At 65.0% G+C, this 19716-nt stretch carries 21 protein-coding genes; 10 read left to right on the top strand and 11 right to left on the bottom strand.

Annotation, left to right across the window (positions count from 1 at the left end; genetic code table 11):
* Positions 1 to 69: 69 nt before the first annotated feature.
* The 3 genes from EBB56_RS08940 to gloA all read left to right on the top strand — a co-directional run bounded on the left by EBB56_RS08940 (position 70) and on the right by gloA (position 2937).
* Positions 70 to 636: a tat (twin-arginine translocation) pathway signal sequence gene (locus EBB56_RS08940; protein WP_045995064.1), complete on the top strand. Its 567-nt coding sequence runs from the start codon at positions 70 to 72 to the stop codon at positions 634 to 636.
* A gap of 131 nt (positions 637 to 767) precedes the next feature.
* A complete protein-coding gene (locus EBB56_RS08935) occupies positions 768 to 2351 on the top strand; it encodes a GMC family oxidoreductase (RefSeq protein WP_108133313.1) in 1584 nt (527 codons plus the stop codon).
* A 43-nt stretch (positions 2352 to 2394) separates the two neighbouring features.
* Positions 2395 to 2937: a lactoylglutathione lyase gene (gene gloA / locus EBB56_RS08930; protein ID WP_045995063.1), complete on the top strand. Its 543-nt coding sequence runs from the start codon at positions 2395 to 2397 to the stop codon at positions 2935 to 2937.
* A 65-nt stretch (positions 2938 to 3002) separates the two neighbouring features.
* On the opposite strand, the gene EBB56_RS08925 is transcribed toward gloA, so the two are convergent.
* The 3 genes from EBB56_RS08925 to EBB56_RS08915 all read right to left on the bottom strand — a co-directional run bounded on the left by EBB56_RS08925 (position 3003) and on the right by EBB56_RS08915 (position 5273).
* Positions 3003 to 3917: a complex I NDUFA9 subunit family protein gene (locus EBB56_RS08925; RefSeq protein WP_124803975.1), complete on the bottom strand. Its 915-nt coding sequence runs from the start codon at positions 3915 to 3917 to the stop codon at positions 3003 to 3005.
* A complete protein-coding gene (locus EBB56_RS08920; protein ID WP_124803973.1) occupies positions 3914 to 4594 on the bottom strand; it encodes a DsbA family protein in 681 nt (226 codons plus the stop codon). The genes EBB56_RS08925 and EBB56_RS08920 overlap by 4 nt, the downstream gene beginning before the upstream one ends.
* A gap of 190 nt (positions 4595 to 4784) precedes the next feature.
* Positions 4785 to 5273: an Lrp/AsnC family transcriptional regulator gene (locus EBB56_RS08915; RefSeq protein ID WP_197037138.1), complete on the bottom strand. Its 489-nt coding sequence runs from the start codon at positions 5271 to 5273 to the stop codon at positions 4785 to 4787.
* 164 nt (positions 5274 to 5437) lie between these two features.
* On the opposite strand from EBB56_RS08915, the gene EBB56_RS08910 reads away from it, so the two are divergent.
* Entirely contained in the window at positions 5438 to 6361 is a 924-nt protein-coding gene (locus EBB56_RS08910) for a DMT family transporter (RefSeq protein ID WP_124803971.1), read from the top strand.
* 89 nt (positions 6362 to 6450) lie between these two features.
* Here the strand turns inward: EBB56_RS08910 and EBB56_RS08905 are convergent, their stop codons facing one another.
* Positions 6451 to 7452: an NADP-dependent oxidoreductase gene (locus EBB56_RS08905; protein WP_108133317.1), complete on the bottom strand. Its 1002-nt coding sequence runs from the start codon at positions 7450 to 7452 to the stop codon at positions 6451 to 6453.
* Positions 7453 to 7840: 388 nt separating this feature from the next.
* Between EBB56_RS08905 and EBB56_RS08900 the strand changes: the two genes are divergently transcribed.
* The 6 genes from EBB56_RS08900 (at position 7841) to EBB56_RS08875 (ending at position 13413) form a co-directional block, all read left to right on the top strand.
* Positions 7841 to 8641 (top strand): FadR/GntR family transcriptional regulator, encoded by an 801-nt coding sequence (locus tag EBB56_RS08900; protein ID WP_045995058.1) that lies wholly within the window; start codon positions 7841 to 7843, stop codon positions 8639 to 8641.
* 7 nt (positions 8642 to 8648) lie between these two features.
* Positions 8649 to 9689: a TRAP transporter substrate-binding protein gene (locus EBB56_RS08895; protein ID WP_108449155.1), complete on the top strand. Its 1041-nt coding sequence runs from the start codon at positions 8649 to 8651 to the stop codon at positions 9687 to 9689.
* Between the two features lie 133 nt (positions 9690 to 9822).
* Positions 9823 to 10437: a TRAP transporter small permease subunit gene (locus EBB56_RS08890; protein ID WP_124803969.1), complete on the top strand. Its 615-nt coding sequence runs from the start codon at positions 9823 to 9825 to the stop codon at positions 10435 to 10437.
* A complete protein-coding gene (locus EBB56_RS08885; RefSeq protein ID WP_124803967.1) occupies positions 10437 to 11741 on the top strand; it encodes a TRAP transporter large permease subunit in 1305 nt (434 codons plus the stop codon). The genes EBB56_RS08890 and EBB56_RS08885 overlap by 1 nt, the downstream gene beginning before the upstream one ends.
* 92 nt (positions 11742 to 11833) lie before the next feature.
* The gene (locus EBB56_RS08880; RefSeq protein WP_045995289.1) at positions 11834 to 12508 is read left to right on the top strand and encodes a 2-dehydro-3-deoxy-6-phosphogalactonate aldolase; all 675 of its coding nucleotides are present in this window, start codon (positions 11834 to 11836) and stop codon (positions 12506 to 12508) included.
* A complete protein-coding gene (locus EBB56_RS08875; RefSeq protein WP_124803965.1) occupies positions 12505 to 13413 on the top strand; it encodes a 2-dehydro-3-deoxygalactonokinase in 909 nt (302 codons plus the stop codon). The genes EBB56_RS08880 and EBB56_RS08875 overlap by 4 nt, the downstream gene beginning before the upstream one ends.
* Before the next feature lie 344 nt (positions 13414 to 13757).
* Here EBB56_RS08875 and EBB56_RS08870 read toward each other — a convergent pair whose 3' ends face one another.
* The 7 genes from EBB56_RS08870 to EBB56_RS08845 all read right to left on the bottom strand — a co-directional run bounded on the left by EBB56_RS08870 (position 13758) and on the right by EBB56_RS08845 (position 19682).
* On the bottom strand, positions 13758 to 14066 hold the full coding sequence (locus EBB56_RS08870; protein ID WP_045995291.1) for a hypothetical protein: 309 nt from the start codon (positions 14064 to 14066) through the stop codon (positions 13758 to 13760).
* Positions 14067 to 14446: 380 nt separating this feature from the next.
* Positions 14447 to 14932 (bottom strand): gluconokinase, encoded by a 486-nt coding sequence (locus EBB56_RS08865; protein ID WP_311767531.1) that lies wholly within the window; start codon positions 14930 to 14932, stop codon positions 14447 to 14449.
* Between the two features lie 186 nt (positions 14933 to 15118).
* The gene (locus EBB56_RS08860) at positions 15119 to 15976 is read right to left on the bottom strand and encodes a nitrilase-related carbon-nitrogen hydrolase (protein WP_124803961.1); all 858 of its coding nucleotides are present in this window, start codon (positions 15974 to 15976) and stop codon (positions 15119 to 15121) included.
* 60 nt (positions 15977 to 16036) lie between these two features.
* The gene (locus EBB56_RS21880) at positions 16037 to 16213 is read right to left on the bottom strand and encodes a hypothetical protein (protein WP_185696407.1); all 177 of its coding nucleotides are present in this window, start codon (positions 16211 to 16213) and stop codon (positions 16037 to 16039) included.
* 199 nt (positions 16214 to 16412) lie between these two features.
* Positions 16413 to 17720: an MmgE/PrpD family protein gene (locus EBB56_RS08855; RefSeq protein WP_124803959.1), complete on the bottom strand. Its 1308-nt coding sequence runs from the start codon at positions 17718 to 17720 to the stop codon at positions 16413 to 16415.
* 134 nt (positions 17721 to 17854) lie between these two features.
* On the bottom strand, positions 17855 to 18739 hold the full coding sequence (locus EBB56_RS08850; protein WP_124803957.1) for a glycine betaine ABC transporter substrate-binding protein: 885 nt from the start codon (positions 18737 to 18739) through the stop codon (positions 17855 to 17857).
* A gap of 49 nt (positions 18740 to 18788) precedes the next feature.
* Positions 18789 to 19682 carry a glycine betaine ABC transporter substrate-binding protein gene (locus EBB56_RS08845; protein WP_124803955.1) on the bottom strand — a complete coding sequence of 298 codons (894 nt, stop codon included), beginning with the start codon at positions 19680 to 19682 and terminating at the stop codon, positions 18789 to 18791.
* Positions 19683 to 19716 lie beyond the last annotated feature (34 nt).

Here is a 19716-nt window from a genome sequence, read left to right as displayed (position 1 = left end):
GAGAGACGCAGTGTCGCATGTGGCGCTTGTCGAATCTGAATTCTACGGCCTGGGGCAAGGAGTCCTGCTATGAAGGGTAGCGCTTTTTCTCGTCGTGTCTTTCTCAAGGCCAGCGGTGGTGTGCTGATGGGCACACTGGCGATGGCCTCCGGTCCCATCGCCCTGCTGGCGCCCAGTCGTAGCTGGGCCATGTCCCTTGAAACCCTGACCAGTCGCCAGGGCCAGGTGCTGCTGGCGATGACGCGTCACATCTTCCCTCACCCAGACCTTGAAGACGCGGTCTACGCCCTGGTGGTCAAGAGTCTGGACACCAAGGCCGCCGATCCCCAGGTCGCGGCCCTGGTAGCCGAAGGTATCGATGTGCTCGACCGTGAGGCGGGTGGTGATTGGCTATCGCTGTCGCCGAGCGAGCGTTTCGCCTTGCTGGAAGCGCGGGCCGGCTCGCCATTCTTCGAACTGGTGCGCGGCGACGCCGTCGTCTCGCTCTATGACAACGATCTGGCCTACGCCCACTTCGGCTACGAGGGTGAGGCGGGCAATCCCGGCTACCTGACCAAGGGCTTCAATGACCTGGACTGGCTGCCGGATCCGCCCCGGCCCGAGGGCGGCTACCTGCCCCATGAAGTACCGGGCTGACGCTGTCGCGGCGGGTGAGGCGAGCGTCGGTGACCGCTGGCGACAGCCACGGACAACAACAGCCAGCTACAGACAACAACAGACAACAACAGACAACAACTAACAATACGGACCGATGAGGAGACGTCGTCATGGCCATGACCGACAGTCAGAAGACCTTTGCGCTGGACGATGACAGTGTGGTGGTAGTGATCGGCTCGGGGGCCGGTGGAGGCACCCTGGCGAACGAACTGGCCCAGCAGGGCATCGACGTGGTGGTACTGGAAGCGGGCAAGCTGCACACCACCTCGGACTTTCTGGCCGACGAGTGGGGCGCCTTCAACCAGCTTTCCTGGCTGGACCCGAGGACCACCTCGGGAAGCTGGCGGCTGGCACGGGACTTTCCCAATCTGCCGGCCTGGATCGTCAAGTCGGTGGGCGGCACCACGGTGCACTGGGCCGGTGCCAGCCTGCGCATCCAGCCCCACGAGTTCGAGGCCCTGAGTCACTATGGCGCGGTGGACGGCGCTGACCTGCTCGACTGGCCGCTGTCCTACGAGGAACTGGCACCCTGGTACGATCGTGCCGAGGCGCGCATGGGGGTGACCCGCACCCACGACAACAAGGGGCTGCCGGGCAACAACAATTTCAAGGTGATGTACGCCGGGGCGCAGAAGCTCGGCTATTCCTGCAACACCGGCCATATGGCCATCAACAGCGAGATCCGCGATGGCCGGGCGCCCTGCCAGCAGCGCGGCTTCTGCTTCCAGGGCTGCAAGACCCAGGCCAAGTGGTCGACGCTCTATACCGAGCTGCCCAGAGGCATCGCCACGGGACACCTGGAGTTGCGGCCCGAGTCGCATGTGGCGCGTATCGAGCATGACGACGAGGGTCGTGCCAAGGCGGTGGTCTACTTTGATAGCGAGGGCCGCGAACAGCGACAGAAGGCCCGGGTGGTGGCGGTGGCCGGCAATTCCATCGAGACGCCGCGGCTGTTGTTGAATTCCACGAGCAGTCGTTTCCCCAAGGGGCTTGCCAATGGCGCGGACAAGGTCGGGCGCTACTACATGCGCCATATGACGGGTTCGGTCTACGCCACCTTCGATGAACCGGTGCACATGTATCGCGGCACCACCATGGCCGGCATCATCTCCGATGAGGCGCGCCATGATCCGTCGCGGGGCTTTGTCGGCGGCTACGAGATGGAGACGCTGTCGCTGGGGCTGCCGTTCATGGCTGCCTTCCTCGACCCCGGCGCCTGGGGCGAGCGTTTCGCCGGCGCGATGGACCAGTATGATCATATGGCCGGGATGTGGCTGGTGGGGGAGGATCTGCCCCAGGCCAGCAACCGCATCACCCTGAACCCGGAGGTGACCGATCGTTTCGGCCTGCCGGTGGCCAACGTGCACTACGACGATCACCCCAACGACGTGGCCATGAGGCAGCACGGGTATCAGCAGGGCAAGGCGCTGTACGAATCGGTGGGGGCGCGGGATGTCTACGAGGTGCCGCCCTATCCCTCGACCCACAACCTGGGTACCTGCCGCATGAGCGAGCGCCCCGAGGACGGCGTCTGCAACGGCTACGGCCAGACCCACGAGGTGGCGAACCTGTTCATCTCCGATGGCAGTCAGTTCACCACCTCGGCGTCGGAAAACCCGACCCTGACCATCGTCTCGCTGGCCCTGCGTCAGGCAGAATATATCGCGCAGCAGATGGCCGAGCAGGCGATCTGACGCCACCTGAACGACAATCGACCCCTCATCCAAGGAGACCGAGATGCACGACAATTTCCAAGGCGAACAGCACCCCGGCGTGGAGCCAGCCCCCGAGGCCACGCGCGGTTTTCGCCTCAATCACAGCATGCTGAGGGTCAAGGATCCCGAGGTGTCCCTGGCGTTCTATTCACGGGTCTTCGGCATGAGCGTTCTGAGGCGCCTGGACTTCGAGGAAATGCAGTTCTCGCTGTACTTTCTCGCCAACCTCGAGGCGGATGATCAGGTTCCCGAGGACGCCGCCGCCCGCTCCACCTGGACCTTTCAGCAGCGCGGACTGCTCGAGTTCACCCACAACTGGGGCAGCGAGGAGCAGGAAGGGCGGATCTACCACGACGGCAACGCCGAGCCCCAGGGCTTTGGTCATATCTGCTTTGCGGTGCCGGATCTGCACGCGGCGGTGGCCTGGTTCGATGAAAACGACGTCGAGTTCATCAAGCGCCCCGAGCAGGGCAAGTTGAAGGACGTGGTCTTCGTCAAGGACCCGGACGGCTACTGGATCGAGGTGGTGCAGCCGAGCCTGATGGCGAACATGGGCGACGCCTGAAGCGGTTATCTAACGCCAAGCCCCGGCGGCATCGGGTCGGGGCCATCGCGGCCCGTCCGTCGGACTCAGCCGGCCTGCGTTGGCAGGCAGTGCGGCAGGCTGTCACGCAGGCTGCGCGGATTGAGGCCCAGGTCGGCGAAGCTGCCGACGCCGTTGGCGACCAGGTTGTCCTCGCTGATCAGCCACAGGGTATCGCGGGTCAGCGGCGGCGAGGGCAAGGGCGAAAGGGCCAGTGCCAGGGCGTGCCACAGGGGCAGGGGGACCTTGATGAACCTGGGTTCTCTGCCGAGGTGTCGCGCCACCTGGGTGACCAGATCGCGGTAGCGCAGCGGGTCGGGCCCGCCCAGTTCGAAAAGTGCCCTGGGCAGGCTCGCCCGGGTGGCCAGGCGTGCCAGGGCGCTGGCCAGATCACCCACGTGGAGCGGTTGCAGGCGCATCTCTCCGGCGCCAAACAGCGGCACCAACGGCATCTTCACCAGCCTTGCCAGGGTCGCCACCAGGCCTGACTGCTGGCCATAGAGGGCGCTGGGGCGAACGATGACCGCGCGAGGTATCTCGCCCATCACCGCCTGTTCGCCTCTCGCCCTGGCGCGCACGTAGGGCGAGGGCGAATCGAGCCGGGCGCCGATGCCGGACAGCAGCACATAGCGATCGATGCCCGCCTCCCGGGCGAGCCGGGCCAGCCTGGCGGCGCCCTCGACATGCACCTGCTCGAAGCTGCGCTTGCCACTCTCGCGGTAGAGGCTGACCGCGTTGATCACCGCGCTGGCCCCCTCAAGGGCCGCCTTGAGGCTCTCCGGATCCTCGATATCCGCCTGGATCGCCTCGACCGGATCGCCGTCTTCCACCTCTTCCGGAAGTCTCGGGTGGCGGGCCACCACGCGGACCGCATGGCCCGCGAAGTAGAGCTCGCGCACCACGGCAGCACCGACAAAGCCGGTGCCACCGATCACCACCACCGGACGTGTGCGGTCACTCATGACGTCCTTTTGCCCTCATGCTGGCGCAGGGCATCCTGCAGGCGTTCCACCGCAAGAAAGAGCTGGCGCCTGGGTTGGGTGCCGGACAGGATGCCGGCGTGTTCGCCGTCGACCAGAAAGCGCAGCGCCGGAACACCGTGAACCCCCAGCGCCTGACCTTCCTCGCGGGAAGCTTGTACCGCCTCGCGGTCTTCACCGGCGGCAAGACTCGCTTCGAGTGCCGCGCCGTCCAGCCCCAGTTGATTGGCGATCTCGGCCAGGGCGCGGGGATCCGACAGGTCCAGGCTATCTTCGAAGAAGCCGCTGAACAGGGCCTTTCGCAGCGCAGCGACCTGGCTGGCTGACGGGGTGTCGCGATAGCGGCGCTCGGCCCAGGCCAGCGTTTCCAGGGCCAGACGCGAGTGTGGTTGGATGTTCGGCTGGCGCATGCTCAGACCTCGCTCCTGAGCCATCGGCAGCACCGCGTCTCGCCACAGCTCGTTCAGGTAGTCGCAGTGGGGATCGAGGGCAGGTTCCGGCTCGGGGCGCAGCTCGAAGGGGCGCCAGACGACGCGGATGTCATGACCGAACCTGTCTTCCAGCGCCTCCAGTTCGGGCAACTCCAGGTAGCAGAACGGGCAGCGCAGATCGCTGAAGACCTCCAGGGTCAGGCGTGGGGGAGCGGGCGGGGTCGGCATGCAACTCTCCTGGGTGGCGGTACGTGGGCCCGGACGGCAATGGGATCGACCCTAGCTTGACGATTGATGACGCCGAAGTGAAGCGCCGACGTCAGCTAGGCTCGATGCTGGCGAAGCTGCGTCAGCCGTGATCACCGGCTGAGGCGACGTCTGCCTGGTGGGGCTGTGCAGCGGATCCTCGTGTGGAGCCTTACGAATCGTCGTCAGTTGGACGGGCGTCGCGCAGATCCAGGGCGCCGGCGCGCTTGACGGCACGGATGGCAAAGCTCGAATCCACGGTATTGACCATGGGCAGGGTCTGCAGCTGTCGCACCCAGCGCTCGTAGCCTTTCAGGTCGGCGCTGACGATCTGCAGCAGATAGTCGAAGGCGCCGGACACGGTGTGGCACTCGATGACTTCGGGCATGTCTGCCACGGCGGCTTCGAAGGCTTCCACCAGGGCGTCCTGGTGGCGGCTGAGCTTGACGTGGACGAACACCGTCAGCCCCAGCCCCAGGCGTTCGCGGTCCAGCTCGGCGCGGTAGCGCTGGATCAGCCGCTGTTGCTCCAGCCGGCGTATGCGCCTGGCACAGGGTGACGGCGACAGCCCCACCCGCTCGGCCAGTTGGTGGCTGGTGAGTCGTGCATCCTGCTGGAGCAGGGCGAGCAGATGGCGATCGATACGGTCCAGTTTTTTCAACGGATTGGCTCAATCTTGCGGGTCGAAGAAAAATATTGGCATGTCCTGCCAATATAGGTCCAGCGCGTCGTTGTCTTTGCCTGCATTTGCCCGACCGTTGGCGGCAGACTGAGGGTCAGCAGGGGGCTCGTTCAGGCGCCCATCGAACCTCACGGAGTCCTGTCATGTCGTCTTCCTTGACCCAGGTGGCACCGCTTGTCGCCTCTCCCCGGCGCGCCCTGTTGGGGGTCGCCGCTGCGCTGGGGGCGGTGCTGATCTGGTCGTGCTACTTCCTGTCGCTGCGCCAAGGGGCGCTGTCACCACTGGGAACGCTCGACCTGACCCTGTTTCGCTACGCCGTGCCTGGCCTGGCGCTGCTGCCGTTGGCGCTGCGTCGGCGCCAGCGTCTGCTGGCGGTCAACCCGGTGTGGCTGGTCGGCATGATGGCCGGCGCCGGCATACCCTTCTTCCTGCTGGGGGCGGTGGGCATGGGGCTGGCCCCGGTGGCCCACGGCAGCACCCTGATCCCCGGGGCAGCGCCGCTGTTCGTCAGTACCCTGGCGGTTTGGGTCTTCGCTCAGCCGTTGTCGCGGGGGCGTGCCGCCGGCCTGGTCGCCATCGGACTCGGCGTCGTCTGCCTGCTGGCGTCCGGGGGACAGGGCTCGCAGAGCCTGCTGCTGGGGCAGGGCATGTTCCTGCTGTCCAGCGTGATGTGGGCGGTGTTCACCCTCAGCGTGCGTCAGAGCGGTCTGTCGGCGCTCGAGGCCACGGCGGTGGTCACGGTGCCCAGTGGACTGGTCATTGTGCTGACGGTGATCGGGCTCGAGGCGAGCGGGGCGGGGGGCCTGTCTTTGCATCTGGTGCCCACGAAGGAGTGGCTGGTGCAGTTGGTGGTGCAGGGCATCCTGGTGGGGCTGGGGTCTGGCCTGCTGATGGGCGTGGCGATTCGACGGCTGGGGGCCGAGGCGACCTCGGCGCTGGGCTCGCTTACCCCGGTGGCGGCCACGGCGCTGGCCTGGTGGGCGCTGGACGAGACGATCGGTGGGGTCACGGCGGTGGGCATGCTGATGGTGGTGTCCGGCGTGATGATTGCCAGCCGTGGCCGTTGATGGCGCGGCGGTCATTCGAGCAGTGCTGAACCAGAGACACCGCCCGTAGGCGGTGTCTGGGTCAATCGTCCAGCAAGGGCAATCAGCAATCAGCCCAGGCGCACCAGCATCTTGCCGGTGTTGGCCCCCTTGAATAGGTCGAGGAAGGCTTCCGGCGTGGCCTCGAGGCCCTCGCGCACGGTCTCCTGGTAGTCGATCTCGCCGGCCGCGACCTTGGGACCGACGTCCTTGAGAAAGGCCGGGTAGTTGTCCCAGTGCTCGAACACGATAAAGCCCTGCATGCGCGCTCGGCGAATCAGGATCATCGCCAGGTTGGCCGGTCCCGGTGCCGGGCCTTCATCGTTGTAGCGGGAAATCATGCCGCACACGGCGATGCGGGCGCCGACCCTGAGGTTGTTCAGCGCGGCTTCCAGGCAGACACCGCCGACGTTCTCGTAGTAGACATCGAAACCGTCCGGGCAGGCCTTGGCCAGATCCTCGCTGAGGGTGGCGGCGTCCTTGTCGCGGTAGTCCACCGCGATCACGCCCTGGGACTCGAGCCAGTCGCGCTTCTTCTGGCTGCCGGCCAGGCCGACCACAACACCACCCTTGGCCTTCGCCAGCTGTACCGCCAGAGAGCCCACCGCGCCGCTGGCGGCGCTGACCAGCACATTGTCACCCTGCTGCATCTCGGCGATGGCATTCAGGCCGGTCCAGGCGGTCATCCCCGGCATGCCCAGCACGCCCAGGTAGGCCTGTTCCGGCACGTCCAGATCGGGCAGGGCGGTCACGCCGTCGGCGGGCAGTTGGGCCACGTCTCGCCAGCCACCCATGTGGCTGACCTTGTCACCCACCTTGAAACGATCGTCACCGGATTCGATGACCTCGCCGACGGCGGCTCCTTCCAGCGGTGCCTCGAGCTCGAAGGGTTCGATATAGGTGGTGACACCGCTCATGCGCCCACGCATGTAGGGGTCCACCGACAGCCAGCGATTGCGGATGCGCACTTCACCGTCAGCCAGCGCCGGCAGGTCCTGCTGCTTGAGCTTGAAGACGTCCTGGCTGGGGGTGCCGGTGGGATACTCGCTGATGGTGTAGTAGTTCGACTGCATCATGCCTCCTTTGCGTGATGAACCGGAAGTCGATTGGCTGTCGTTCCGGAGAGTGCGAAGCGTGGCCGAGGGTCGCTCGGATTCACGCCTCGCTCCGTGATCATCGATAGGTGTACGGTCGCCACAATAGACCAGTCGGTCTGTTTCGTAAAGGGGGCGATTGTCTTCCTGGGTCCGAGGTCTATTCACTACGACTGTGCCGAATCAGCGAGGTTCCCCGAGGAGCGCCATGGACAGGGCGTGGCGGCAGGGCGCTACCCAATCATGACTAAAGTCTAAAGGCGTTTGAAACACGTTTTCGTCAAGCTATGTCGGACATAGCCTGTAGCACCGTCCGACACACGGCGCTACATGTCCGATTTCTCTCGTTCCCTGTATGGATGGCTCCATGTCGGCAAGTTCCACTTCCACGCGTCGCGCGCGCCCGGACATCGCCGATGCCCTGGCCGAGGCGATCTTCGCCGGTGAGTATGCGCCGGGGGACTTCCTGCCCAGGGAAGTGGATCTGTGCGAGCGCTTCGAAGTCAGTCGCTCCACCGTGCGCAGTGCGCTGCAGGTGCTGGTGGCGGCGGGCATGATCACGCGAATCTCGGGCCAGGGATCTCGGGTACAACCGCTGGAGGGCTGGCACCTGCTGGACCCCAGGGTGAGCGGCTGGCTGGCGCGCTTTGCCCATCCCAATCCGGTGATCCAGCGCGAAGTCTTCGCCTTTCGCGTGGCGGTGGAGCCCTTTGTCGCCCGTCTCGCCGCCGAGCACGCCACCGCCGCCGATCTGCTGGCCATCGAGACGGCCTATGAGGGCATGATCGAAGCGCTGGCCAACGATGATCTACGCTTTGATGGCAAGAGCCACGACGAGTATGACGTGGCCTTTCATGAGGCGATCTTTACCGCATCGCACAATCTGGTGTGGGCCCAGATCAGCCACGTTCTCAAACCCGCCATCGCGCTGCTGGTGGAACGCTCCAACCACAGCGCCGACAGGCTCAACGACAGCATGGATCGTCACCGCCGGGTGATGGAGGCGATCCGGCTTCGCCAGCCGCAGGAAGCCGCCCGAGCGGCTCTCGCGGTACTGGAGCGCACCGGGCAGGACCTGGGTCTTGAAGGGGTGACAAGGTCGCCCGCCACGATCGAGACCACCTTCGACGCTCCCGAATTCCCTGCAACTCGCCAACAAGAAGGATGAGATTCCCATGATGGCAAGCACCAAGCTCAAGTTCTCTGGTTCCGCGCTCACGACGTTGGGCGCGGCGATCCTCGCGGCAACGGCGACCTCTGCCCAGGCGGCCGAGTACGAGTGGACCTTCCAGACCTCCGAGACTGCGGGTGAGCCGCAGTTCGAGATGAAGAAGGCCTGGGCCGACAACGTCGAGACCATGTCCAACGGCCGCATCTCCATCGAGATCCTGCCGGTCAACGCCGTGGTCCAGGCCAACCAGACCCTGCAGGCCGTGCAGTCCGGCATTCTTCAGGGCCACCTGACCGACCCGAGCTACTTCACCGGCCAGAACCCGGCCTTCGGCATGATCGGCAACCTGGTAGGCGCCTGGAGCGATCCCTACGACTTCCTCGACTACATGAACAACGCCGGTGGCGAAGAGCTCTACAACAAGCTGGTCGAACCTTACGGCGTCCACCTGATCGGCGCCGCCGCCACTGGCCTCGAGTCGCTGCCGTCGACCAAGCCGGTGCGCTCCATCGACGACATGCAGGGCCTCAAGCTGCGTGCACCCGAGGGCATGGTCTACAACATCTTCGAGGCCGCCGGCGCGACTCCGGTCAACCTTCCGGGCTCCGAGGTCTATACCGGCCTCGAGAAGGGCGTCATCGACGCTGCCGACTACACCGTGTTCGCCACCAACCAGGCCCAGGGGCTGCACGAGTTCGCGCCGTACCCGCTGTACCCGGGCTTCCACTCGCTGCCGATGGTGGCGGTGTCGCTCAACAAGGACGTCTGGGACAGCCTCTCCGATGACCTGAAGGGCATCCTCGAGACCTCGGTCGACGCCCTGGCCTACGAGATGGTGGCCGAGCTCAAGACCCGCGACATGGAAGCCGTGCGCGAGGCTCGCCAGAACCCGGATATCGAGATCATCGACCTGCCGCAGGAGGAGCGCGTGGCGTTCCGCAATATCGCCAAGCAGGAGTGGGAGAACTGGGCCGAGAAGAACGAGATCACCCAGGAATTCTACGAGTCCGTGGTGGCCTACCTCGAGAACCACAACCTGCTGTAATCCTCGCTGGCGTGCGCCAGTGGAACCCGGGGCGGTGCCGAGGCACCGCCCCCTCCTTTTCATCTTGCGATGTCCGCGCCCGTTGGGGCGATAGATCACGGGCGTCGCGATACATCAATGTCGAGGATGTCTCATGAGTGACGAGACACGTGCAGGGCCTGGGCCCGACCCATCACCCGATCCGTCAACGGACAAGACGCCCGAGCGTGCCCCCGATGTGGTGCGCAGTCGGTTCGACCGTGGCGTGGTTCGGGTGGCCCAGTTCGCCGCCTGGCTGGTGTTCATCGCCATGGCCATCAGCGTCTATGAGGTGATCATGCGCTATGGCTTCGGCGCGCCCACCTCCTGGGTCCACGAGACCGTGGTCATGCTGGTGGCGGTCAGCTTCTGTCTCGGCGGCCCGGCCGCGCTGGCCTCCAACCGCCATATCCGGGTCAAGGTGCTCTACGACGCCGTGGGCCCGAGGTTCCGGCTGTGGCTCGATCGCTTCAATGACCTGGTCACCTTCGGCTTCTGCCTGGGCATGACCTACGCCGCCTGGGTGATGTTCTATGGCGCCTCCCACAACCCCCTCGGCGAGTGGCAACTGGAGCGCTCCGGCACCTCCTGGAACCCGCCGTTCCCGGCCCTGGTCAAGGGCATGATCCTCGCCGCGGTGGCGATCATGTGCGTCCAGGCGCTGATTCACCTGATCCAGTCGATCAAGGGCAAGCCCGCCCCCGACGCACCCGAAGGAGGCGCTGACTGATGAGCATCGCAGACGGAACCCTGCTGCTGGTCGGCGCCATCTTCGCGCTGCTGGTCACCGGCCTGCCGCTGGCCTTTATCACCGGCCTGGTGGCGCTGGCCTTTACCTTCGGCTGGTTCGGCCCCAACGCCCTGCCGCTGGTGACCAGCCGGGTCTACGGCTTCGTCACCGAGTACTCGCTGGTGGCGGTGCCGATGTTCGTGCTGATGGCCTCGCTGCTCGACCGATCGGGCATCGCCAAGGATCTGTTCAACGCCATGCGGGTGTTCGCCGGGCGACTGCCCGGGGGCGTCGCCGTGCAGACCGTGGTGGTGGCCTTCTTCCTGGCCGCGCTGTCCGGCATCATCGGCGGCGAGATCGTGCTGCTCGGCATCCTGGCGCTGCCGCAGATGCTCCGCCTCGGCTACGACAAGCACCTGTCGATCGGCGTGGTCTGCGCCGGCGGGGCGCTCGGTACCATGATGCCGCCGTCCATCGTGCTGATCATCTACGGCCTGATCGCCAGCGTCTCCATCGCCGACCTGTTTACCGCGGCGATCACCCCGGCGGTGATCCTGATGCTGTCCTACATCGGTTATGTGCTGGTGCGCTGCCTGCGCAACCCCGCCATGGGCCCGCCGATGAGCGAGGAGGACCGCAACGCCGGCTTCGCCTCCAAGGGTGCCGCGCTGCGCTCGATCATCGTGCCGGCGCTGATCGCCTTCATGGTGCTGGGCTCGATCTACGGTGGCGTGGCCTCGGTCACCGAGGCGGCGGCCATGGGCGTGTTCGGCGTGCTGCTGGCGGTGCTGGCCCGGGGCGAGTTCTCGTTCTCGATGATGCACCAGAGCCTGTCCCAGACCCTGGTGACCTGCGGCATGATCATCTGGATCGGCATCGGCGCCGCCGCCCTGGTCGGGGTCTACAACCTGATGGGCGGCAACCGCTTCATCTCCGGCATGATCATGGATCTGGACGTCTCGCCCATCGTGATCATCCTGGTAATGATGGCGATCCTGATCGTGCTCGGCATGTTCCTCGACTGGATCGGGGTGGCCATGCTGACCCTGCCGATCTTCGTGCCGATCATCGTGCAGCTGGGCTACAGCCCGATCTGGTTCGGCATCCTGTTCGCGGTGAACATGCAGGTGTCCTTCCTGTCGCCGCCGTTCGGTCCCGCGGCCTTCTACCTGAAGGGCGTGGCGCCACCGGAGATCAGCCTCAAGGACATCTTCGTCTCGGTGCTGCCCTTTATCGCCCTGCAGCTATGCGTACTCGCGGCGCTGCTGGTGTGGCCCGAGATGGCCATGTGGCTAGTCAACTAGGTCTGAACCCTGACGGCGAAGGGCGGCAACAGCCGCCCTTCGCTTTATCATGGGGCTGAGTTTTCCTTCTTTTCGACTTCGAGGACTTTGCGATGAACGACGCTCAACGTCGCGTGCTGGACGCTGCCATGGCCGAGACGCCGCTGGTGGCGATCCTGCGTGGTATCACGCCGGACGAGATCGAGCCGGTCTGTCACGCCCTGGTCGAGGCCGGTTTCCGGCTGATCGAGATTCCGCTCAACTCGCCTGAGCCCTGGGTCAGCATCGAGCGCGCCGTGGCCTGTTGTCCCGACGACGTCTTGATCGGTGCCGGCACGGTGCTCGACGAAGACGATACCGCTCGGCTTGCCGAGCTCGGGGCGCCGTTGATGATCACCCCCAACACGGAGGCCGAGCTGGTGGCGCTGGGCGCCGAGCGTGGGCTTGCGCCGATGATCGGCTGCATGACCCCGACCGAAGCCTTGGCCGCGGCGCGGGCAGGGGCGACGGCACTCAAGCTGTTCCCGGCGGCACGCCTGGGTACCGGCTACTTCAAGGACATCAGTGCGATCCTGCCCAAGGGCCTGCCGGTGCTGGCGGTGGGCGGTATCGATCGCTCCAACATGGCCGAGTGGCATGCCGTCGGCATCGCCGGCTTCGGTTTCGGCAGCAACCTCTACAAGCCCGGACGCAGCGCCGTCGAGGTGGGGGAGATCGCACGCGAGCTGGTGGCCGAATGGCAGCGTCTGGCGGCTGACCAGGCAGGCCAGCAAGGGGGTGGCGCATGAGCCGGCGGCTGATCGCCATTGACTGGGGTACCAGCAACTTTCGGGCCTTTCTGGTGGACCGCGACAGCGGCGAGTGTCTCGATAGCGTGCGCTCGGATGCCGGGCTCAAGTCGTTGAGCACGGACGAATTCCCGCATTACTGCGAGGCCCAGGTCGGGGCCTGGCGAAAGGGCGGTGAAGTGCCGGTCTACCTGTCGGGCATGGTCGGCTCGGCGCGGGGCTGGAGCGAAGCACCGCAGCTCGAGGTGCCGCGTTCGGCCACCGACCTGGCCGACAATGTCGTAGCGGCGCCGGGGCTGGACAACGCCTGGATCGTGCCTGGCCTCAAGGTGGTGCGCGAGGATCACGTCGACGTGATGCGCGGCGAGGAGATCCAGGCCTTCGGTGCACTGGCGCTGCTGGGCTTGTCCGCCGGGGTCTGCTGTCTGCCGGGCACCCACAGCAAGTGGGCCCGTCTGGAAGGAGAGCGGCTGATCGACTTCTCCACGGTGATGACCGGCGAGCTCTATCATGCGGTGCGGTTTCATACCCTGCCGGGAGAGCCGGCCAGGGGCAGCGACGCCCACGACGCCGATGGCTTTGCCCAGGGGCTGGCGGCGGCGGACCATCCGGCGGGCTTGATGCACGCCCTGTTCGAAGGCCGAAGCCGCCACCTGTACGCAGGACTTGGCGCCCACCAGGTGGGCAGTTTTCTGTCCGGGGTGCTGATCGGTGCCGAGGTGCTGGCCCAGCGCGAGCATCTGCTGGACCACCAGGGCGCGGTGGTACTGGTCGGCTCGTCCAGTCTCAATCCGCTCTACCGCCAGGCGCTGGAGCGCCAGGGCATTCGCGTCGAGGAAGTCGACAGCGACAACGCCACCCTGGCCGGGCTGGTTGCCTTGGCCGAACGCCACCGCGCGGGCTGATTGTCTGGGCCATGTCACCAGGGCTGAATTACTCAGGCCTAGTCACCCCAGCCTAGTCACCCAAGCCTAGTCACCAAGGCCTGATCACCAGTGTCTTGATCATCGGCGTTATGTCATCAGCGATGATCTCCGCACGCCAGCGGTGGGGAGTCGAGGCCGAAGCCTGAGGGGTGGCCCAAATGGGCCATCACAGGCATCAAGGACCGGCGACCGATGCAGTTTCTCGACGGTCCTTGATGTCCGCTGGTGCTTGATGCCTATCTAGATTGTTTCAGGTGCCAGGTTTTAGGTGCCAGGCGATTACCAGGTACGGCGTGGCCATATCAAGGCGCGGCCGCCAGGATTCAGGACGGGCGGAACTCGCCACTGGCGGTGGAGGACAGACCGTCAAAGGCACCATGACCGACAAAGGTCATGTCGTTGAAATCCAGCACGTAGCGCAGCGCCAGCTGTTGCTCCTCGAGTCCGTAGACGAAGATCCGGTGCTCATCGACCGGGGTCGCCAGGTAGGCGGAGCTGATGTCCTGAGCTTTCTGGGACGGTGAATTGCCGCCCAGGCGATGACGCATGCGGGTGGCATTCTCGAAGACGACGCCCCAGGTGGTGCCGTCACAGTTGAATTCAAACGTCTTGCCTACCATTGGATCTGTCATGGGAGCCTCCTGTCTGCTGATATCGACGCGCTGGCCAACTGTACTGACTAATCAGTAACGTGCCGTCCGATAACGTGCTGACGAGTTACGTACTGACCAGCGACGCGCTGATGTCGACGTTCCGTTGTCGACGGCCGGTTGTTGCCGCGATTTGCCGGGATGCGGTCAACGCTGTTCGCCGTCGGTACTGGTGGTCGACCAGAGTTGCAACATGACGACTTGGTGACAATTCTACGGGCTTCATTACTGCTGCATGGGCGAGAAACTTTGCCTTCGCGCTATCACCGATAAAAAAGCTGACAGCAGCCTGTCAGGAAAGGGCGATACCGAGGTCGGGTCGGGTCTCACTGCGACAGGTCGTTCAGCGCTGGCATGCGGGACTATCGACGGCTCGCAAGCTGTGCCAGGAAGTCATCGATGATGGCATCGGGGGTCATCTGGATATCGCAACGGATGGCCTCGTCATCGCCTGGCATCTCCAGGGTGGCGAGCTGACTCCTGAGCATGTGCTCGCCGGCGAAGAAGTGCTGTCCACGGCTGTTCAGCCGCTCCAGCAGGACCTCGTGGCTGCCATGCAGATAAAGAATCTCCAGCGCGGGTGCTCCTTCACGCAGCAGGTCCCGGTACTGGCGCTTGAGCGCCGAGCAGCCGATGACTAGCGATTGTCCCTGCTGCTGATGCTCCCGGTAGAGCCCTGCCAGGGTGGCAAGCCAGCCCTGCCGATCCTCGTCGGTGAGCGGTTCTCCGCGGGACATCTTGGCGATGTTTTCGGGGCTGTGATGGTCATCACCGTCGATAAACAACGCGCCGGTTCGTTCGGCCAGCAGTTTGCCGATATACGATTTTCCCGAACCGGATACGCCCATGACGAGCAGGCAAGAAGGAGAGGAAAGGCCGCAGGATCGAGACGATGTTGTCATAGGTGGCGCCGAAAATTGTCTGCAAGATGGAAGCGTTATCCTAGCATTTTCACCTTGAGAATTCTCGGCGCCGGGCGTCTCGATACCGTTGTCGAAAGCGCTGTCGAAAGCGCTATGCGAACCGGCGCTGTATCAGCGATAGCCGCTCATCAGTTCGCGAATCAGGGGGCTGTCGGCGTCACGCAGGGTCGGCAGTTCGAAGCGTGCCCTGGCGATGGCGGTACGCGACAGTTCGGCGCAGATCAGGGTCTCGCGATCCTCGGCCTCGGCCAGGCTCTCGCCGCGTGGCCCGAGGATGCGCGATCCGCCCCAGAAGTGGCTGTCGCCTTCGGGTCCATAGCGGTTGGCCATCAACACCGGCGTGCCATAGGTCATGGCGTAGAAGCGCACGTTGAGTGCCCAGTTTTCCTCGTTGGAAAAGTCCTCGGAGACGATGCCGGAGGCCGAATTGATCGGTGCACACAGTACCGTCGGCCGTGCCAGCAGGGCGGCATGCACCAGCGCCGGATTCCACAGGTCGGCGCAGATCATCGAGGTGGTGCTCCAGCCGGGGCGCACCGCCACCTCGGTCAGCCTGGCGCCATGGCTGAACCACTTGCCTTCCTCGAGTCCGCCGTAGGTGGGCAGGTTGAGCTTGCGATGCACCGCCGCGATGCGACCGTCCTGGAGGATCGCCAGGGCGTTGTAGATCTCGCCGGGGCTCGCTTCCTCGACGAAGCCGACGATGACTTGCATGCCGGCGGCCGCCTTGGCCAGCTGGATCAGCCGCGGGTCTTCCGATGGCATGGCCACCTCCAGCACCCGCGGGCCCAGGCCGTAACCGGTCAATGAGAGCTCGGGAAAGACCAGCAATTCCACGCCACGACGGCGGGCGTCATGAATCACGTCGAGGTGATGGGCGAGATTGGCCTCGACGTCACCAAGGCGCGCGTTGATCTGGGCGCAGGCGACCTGTAGCTGGTCCTGATGCTGCTTGGCCTGATGCTGCATTGCTGGAATTCCTGAGGGTGGGGGCAGGGCGCCACAAGGTGCCGCAATTTGCCCGGCGGATCAACGTTCCTCACTGCTGTCGCTGTTGTCTCTGCTGCGTCCGGGCGTTGTGTCGCGGATGGCATCGCTTTCCTGGGGCGGCTGCAGCTTGCGCTTGAGCAGGCGAAAGCCAATCCAGTGGATGACGGCAAGCCCGACGAGGACCGCGGCGATAAGGAGATAGAAGCGAGTGTCCATAGAAGGGGCTCCGTTTGAGGCCCCGGACCGCCCGGGGCCGAAATAATGCCTGACAGCAACATCTTCTATACGCCAAAAAGACAGACGGCGAGGCGACCTGGGTCAAGAGCCGACGAAACCAGGCGCTTGTCACCCTTTTAACCCTAGTCACCTCCCGTCATGTTGGACGCCTTGGGCTCGCGCGTTCAAGCTCGCGCGTTCAAGGTTGTCCCAGCAACCTCAACAGGTCACCGATGGGGCGTGTTTCCAGGGTGCCGACGACCTCCTCGATCTCATTGGCGCGTGCGCCCAGCACCGGGCTCGCCAGGGCCTGAAACTTGGCCGCGATCTCGTCATCGCTCAGCGGATTGTGAGGGTTGCCGCGGGCTTCCATGGCAGGGCTTTGAATACGGCGACCATCGCGCAGGTGCAGCGTAGCGCTGGCCCAGCGCTCGGCCGGAAAGTGTGCGTTGTAGTCATCGCATTCGGTGATCGTCACCCGCCGTGACAGCGCCACGAGATCGTCGTCGCCAAGATCCCGGCTGATGGCGGCGACGTCGATGGTGCCTCGATCGAGGGCGCAGGCGACCGACCAGGGCAGGCTGTACTGGGCCTGTTCGGTCGTGGTCGGGGCGATGGTATGAAGGCGCCTGGCTTCGTGGAAGGTGGTGATCTCGATGCGTTCGATGTTCTCCACCTGGCGTTCGGCGGCGGGTATGGCGAGTACCGCCTCCACCGCCGGCTGGGCCCAGCGGCATACCGGATAGGCCTTGAAGTACTGTTCCGACAGGTAGTCACGCCGTCCCAGATCACCCCATACCGCGGCTTGCTGCTCGTCGCACAGGGTCACCGCCGGGGCGCCGGTGAAGCCGTCATCGGCCAGCAGGGTGGCCGCGACGCCGGCCTGGGCACCCCAGCCGCTGCCATCCTTGAGCATGGTGGGGTGATCGATGCAGCGCATCATCTGGCTGCGCGGGCCATAGAATTCGGCGATGCCGAGTGCGTGTTCCAGCTGGGCCGGGGCGAGGCCCTTGAGGCGCGCGGTCACCGCTGCCACGCCGAGGGCATTCCAGGCCCCTGAGGTGTGGTAGTCGGGGCTCGAGGCGTGCAGCGCGATGCCGGCCCGGGTGGCGATCTCGTAGCCCATCACCAGCAGGCCGAGAAAATCCCTGCCGCTGACCTGCTCGATCTCGGGCAGCGCCAGCAGTCCCGGCAGGATGGCGACGCCGGCGTGGCCCTTGGTCAGCACCTGACCGTCGTGGGCGTCGAGTGCATCGATCAGCCAGGCACCGTGCAGGGCGACGCCGGTAGCCGACGCCGTTGACGACGCGAACAGCAAGGGGCGATCCCCCGCGTGCTGCACCCTGACGTAGCGGCGTGCGTGCTCGGCCAGGGCAGTGTCGGTGGCGCCGGCGGCGACGCCGATCAGGTCGATCAGGCAGCGCTTGGCGTGGTGGCACTGAGCGTCATCGAGGCGGTAGAGGGGAGACGTGAGGATCCAGTGGATGACGTCCCGGGAAGTGCTCATGGGGAGGTCCTTTGTCGAACAAGGGGAGCAGTAATGGAGGAGGGGGGGCGACCGGTCGCTGCTGCTGGAGGTTCCGCTCGCCACCGGTATACGACAGCTCGGTGAAAGGCCCCCGCACCCGGGGGGGCCGAGGGTCACAGCAACCGTTGTTCCTCGAGGAATTGCGCCGCCACGTCCTCCACCGTCTCGCGCTCGACGTCAACCTGGGCGTTGAGCCTTGCCATGGTGGCGTCGTCCAGCAGGCCCGACAGGATATTGAGCTGGGCGGCCAGCTCCGGGTGCGCCTCCAGGGTATCTTGCCTGACCACCGGGGCGAGGGCGTAGTTGGGGAAGAACTGCCTGTCATCTTCCAGCACGGTCAGGTCGAGTGCCGGGATGCGGCCATTGGTGGCCGTGGTCATGGCGACGTCGACCTCTCCCTGGTTGAGCGAAGGCAGGGTCAAGCCCTGATCCATGCGCTTGACGTTACGGCGACCGAATTCGAAACCATAGCGTTCCTGCATGGGACGCAGGCCGTCGTCGCGCGAATAGAAGGTGGCATTGGACGCCAGCACCAGGGCCTCGCCATTGTTGATCACCTCTGCCAGGTCGGACAGGCTAGTGATGCCCAGCGTCTCTGCCTGGTCCTCGCGCATGGCGAGCGCGTAGGTGTTGTTGGCATCGGACGGCTCGAGCCAGACCAGTCCCTTCTCCGCGTCCAGTTGCTTGACCCTGTCGTAGGTCTCCTGCGGATCGAGTTTCTCTTCGACCCCGTTGTAGCTGATCAGCGAGGTACCGGTGTACTCCCAGTACAGGTCGATCTGCCCGCTTTCCTGGGCCTTGCGAAGCACACTGGTGCCCATGCCGGAGCGTTCCTCGACCTCGTAGCCCCAGGCTTCGAGGTATTGGCTGGTCATCGAGGCGAGGATCAGTTGTTCGGTAAAGTTCTTGCCGCCTACCGTCAGCTCGTCGTCGGCCTGGGTCGTGCAGGCGAGTGTCGTCATCGCTGCGCCGAGGAGCAGTCGCTTGAAGGGGAACATTCCATCTCCTTGTCATGAAAAAAGGCCCCCGGACGGGGGCCTTGAAGGGTCACAGCAGTTCGTTGTCCTCGAGGAAGGACTCGGCGACGTCCTCGATGGTCTCGCGCTCGACATCCACTCGGGCGTTGAGGCTCGCCATGGTGTCGTCATCGAGCAGCGCCGACAGCGCGTTCATCTGCTCTGCGAGCTCCGGGTTGGCGTCCAGGGTGTCCTGGCGGACCACCGGGGTCAGGGCGTAGGCCGGGAAGAAGCCCTGGTCGTCTTCGAGGATCTGGAAGTCGAAGGCGGGCACACGACCGTCGGTGGCAAACACCAGGCCGATATCGACCTGGCCGTCGCGCAGCGCCTGATAGACCAGGCCGGAGTCCATGCGCTTGACGGCGCCACGCTCGACGCGGAAGTCGTAGGCGCGCTGCAGCGGACGCCAGCCGTCTTCGCGGGCGTAGAACTCGGCGTTCATGGCAAAGGCAAGCTCTTCGCCATCATTCACCGCGGACGCCAGGTCGGACAGCGTACTGATGCCCGTTTCCTTCACGCTCTCGGCGCGCATGGCCAGGGCGTAGGTGTTGTTGGCGGCGGAAGGCTCGAGCCACACCAGGCCCTTCTCGCCGTCCAGTTCCTTGACGCGCTGGTAGGTCTCGTCGGCGGACAGCGATTCGGTGATGTCGTTGTAGTTGATCAGCGAGGTGCCGGTGTACTCCCAGTAGAGGTCGATCTGGCCGTTTTCCTGAGCCTGGCGCAGTACTGCCGAGCCCATGCCGGCGCGGGTGTCGACGTCGTAGCCGAGCCCGTCCAGATACTGGGTGGTCATGCTGGCCAGTAGTTGCTGCTCGGTGAAGTTCTTGCCACCGATCACAATCTCGTCGGCACTGGCGGTCGTCGTGGCGGTAGCCGTAGCGGTAAACAGGGCCAGGCCGGTCAGGGTGGTCATCAGGGTCTTCATGCGAATATCTCCTTGCAGGGTGTCGTTGTTGGAA

The organism is Halomonas sp. YLB-10 (genome assembly GCF_003856855.1).
GTDB lineage: Bacteria > Pseudomonadota > Gammaproteobacteria > Pseudomonadales > Halomonadaceae > Halomonas > Halomonas litopenaei.
Note: the sequence above shows the minus strand (reverse complement) of the source record. Positions and strands in the feature narration are given on the sequence as shown.

Coding starts and splice junctions, on each gene's coding strand:
- EBB56_RS08940 (WP_045995064.1), top strand. CDS start 70: ATGAAGGGTAGCGCTTTTTCTCGTCGTGTCTTTCTCAAGGCCAGCGGT.
- EBB56_RS08935 (WP_108133313.1), top strand. CDS start 768: ATGGCCATGACCGACAGTCAGAAGACCTTTGCGCTGGACGATGACAGT.
- gloA (WP_045995063.1), top strand. CDS start 2,395: ATGCACGACAATTTCCAAGGCGAACAGCACCCCGGCGTGGAGCCAGCC.
- EBB56_RS08925 (WP_124803975.1), bottom strand. CDS start 3,917: ATGAGTGACCGCACACGTCCGGTGGTGGTGATCGGTGGCACCGGCTTT.
- EBB56_RS08920 (WP_124803973.1), bottom strand. CDS start 4,594: ATGCCGACCCCGCCCGCTCCCCCACGCCTGACCCTGGAGGTCTTCAGC.
- EBB56_RS08910 (WP_124803971.1), top strand. CDS start 5,438: ATGTCGTCTTCCTTGACCCAGGTGGCACCGCTTGTCGCCTCTCCCCGG.
- EBB56_RS08905 (WP_108133317.1), bottom strand. CDS start 7,452: ATGCAGTCGAACTACTACACCATCAGCGAGTATCCCACCGGCACCCCC.
- EBB56_RS08900 (WP_045995058.1), top strand. CDS start 7,841: ATGTCGGCAAGTTCCACTTCCACGCGTCGCGCGCGCCCGGACATCGCC.
- EBB56_RS08895 (WP_108449155.1), top strand. CDS start 8,649: ATGATGGCAAGCACCAAGCTCAAGTTCTCTGGTTCCGCGCTCACGACG.
- EBB56_RS08890 (WP_124803969.1), top strand. CDS start 9,823: ATGAGTGACGAGACACGTGCAGGGCCTGGGCCCGACCCATCACCCGAT.
- EBB56_RS08885 (WP_124803967.1), top strand. CDS start 10,437: ATGAGCATCGCAGACGGAACCCTGCTGCTGGTCGGCGCCATCTTCGCG.
- EBB56_RS08880 (WP_045995289.1), top strand. CDS start 11,834: ATGAACGACGCTCAACGTCGCGTGCTGGACGCTGCCATGGCCGAGACG.
- EBB56_RS08875 (WP_124803965.1), top strand. CDS start 12,505: ATGAGCCGGCGGCTGATCGCCATTGACTGGGGTACCAGCAACTTTCGG.
- EBB56_RS08870 (WP_045995291.1), bottom strand. CDS start 14,066: ATGACAGATCCAATGGTAGGCAAGACGTTTGAATTCAACTGTGACGGC.
- EBB56_RS08865 (WP_311767531.1), bottom strand. CDS start 14,932: ATGGGCGTATCCGGTTCGGGAAAATCGTATATCGGCAAACTGCTGGCC.
- EBB56_RS08860 (WP_124803961.1), bottom strand. CDS start 15,976: ATGCAGCATCAGGCCAAGCAGCATCAGGACCAGCTACAGGTCGCCTGC.
- EBB56_RS21880 (WP_185696407.1), bottom strand. CDS start 16,213: ATGGACACTCGCTTCTATCTCCTTATCGCCGCGGTCCTCGTCGGGCTT.
- EBB56_RS08855 (WP_124803959.1), bottom strand. CDS start 17,720: ATGAGCACTTCCCGGGACGTCATCCACTGGATCCTCACGTCTCCCCTC.
- EBB56_RS08850 (WP_124803957.1), bottom strand. CDS start 18,739: ATGTTCCCCTTCAAGCGACTGCTCCTCGGCGCAGCGATGACGACACTC.
- EBB56_RS08845 (WP_124803955.1), bottom strand. CDS start 19,682: ATGAAGACCCTGATGACCACCCTGACCGGCCTGGCCCTGTTTACCGCT.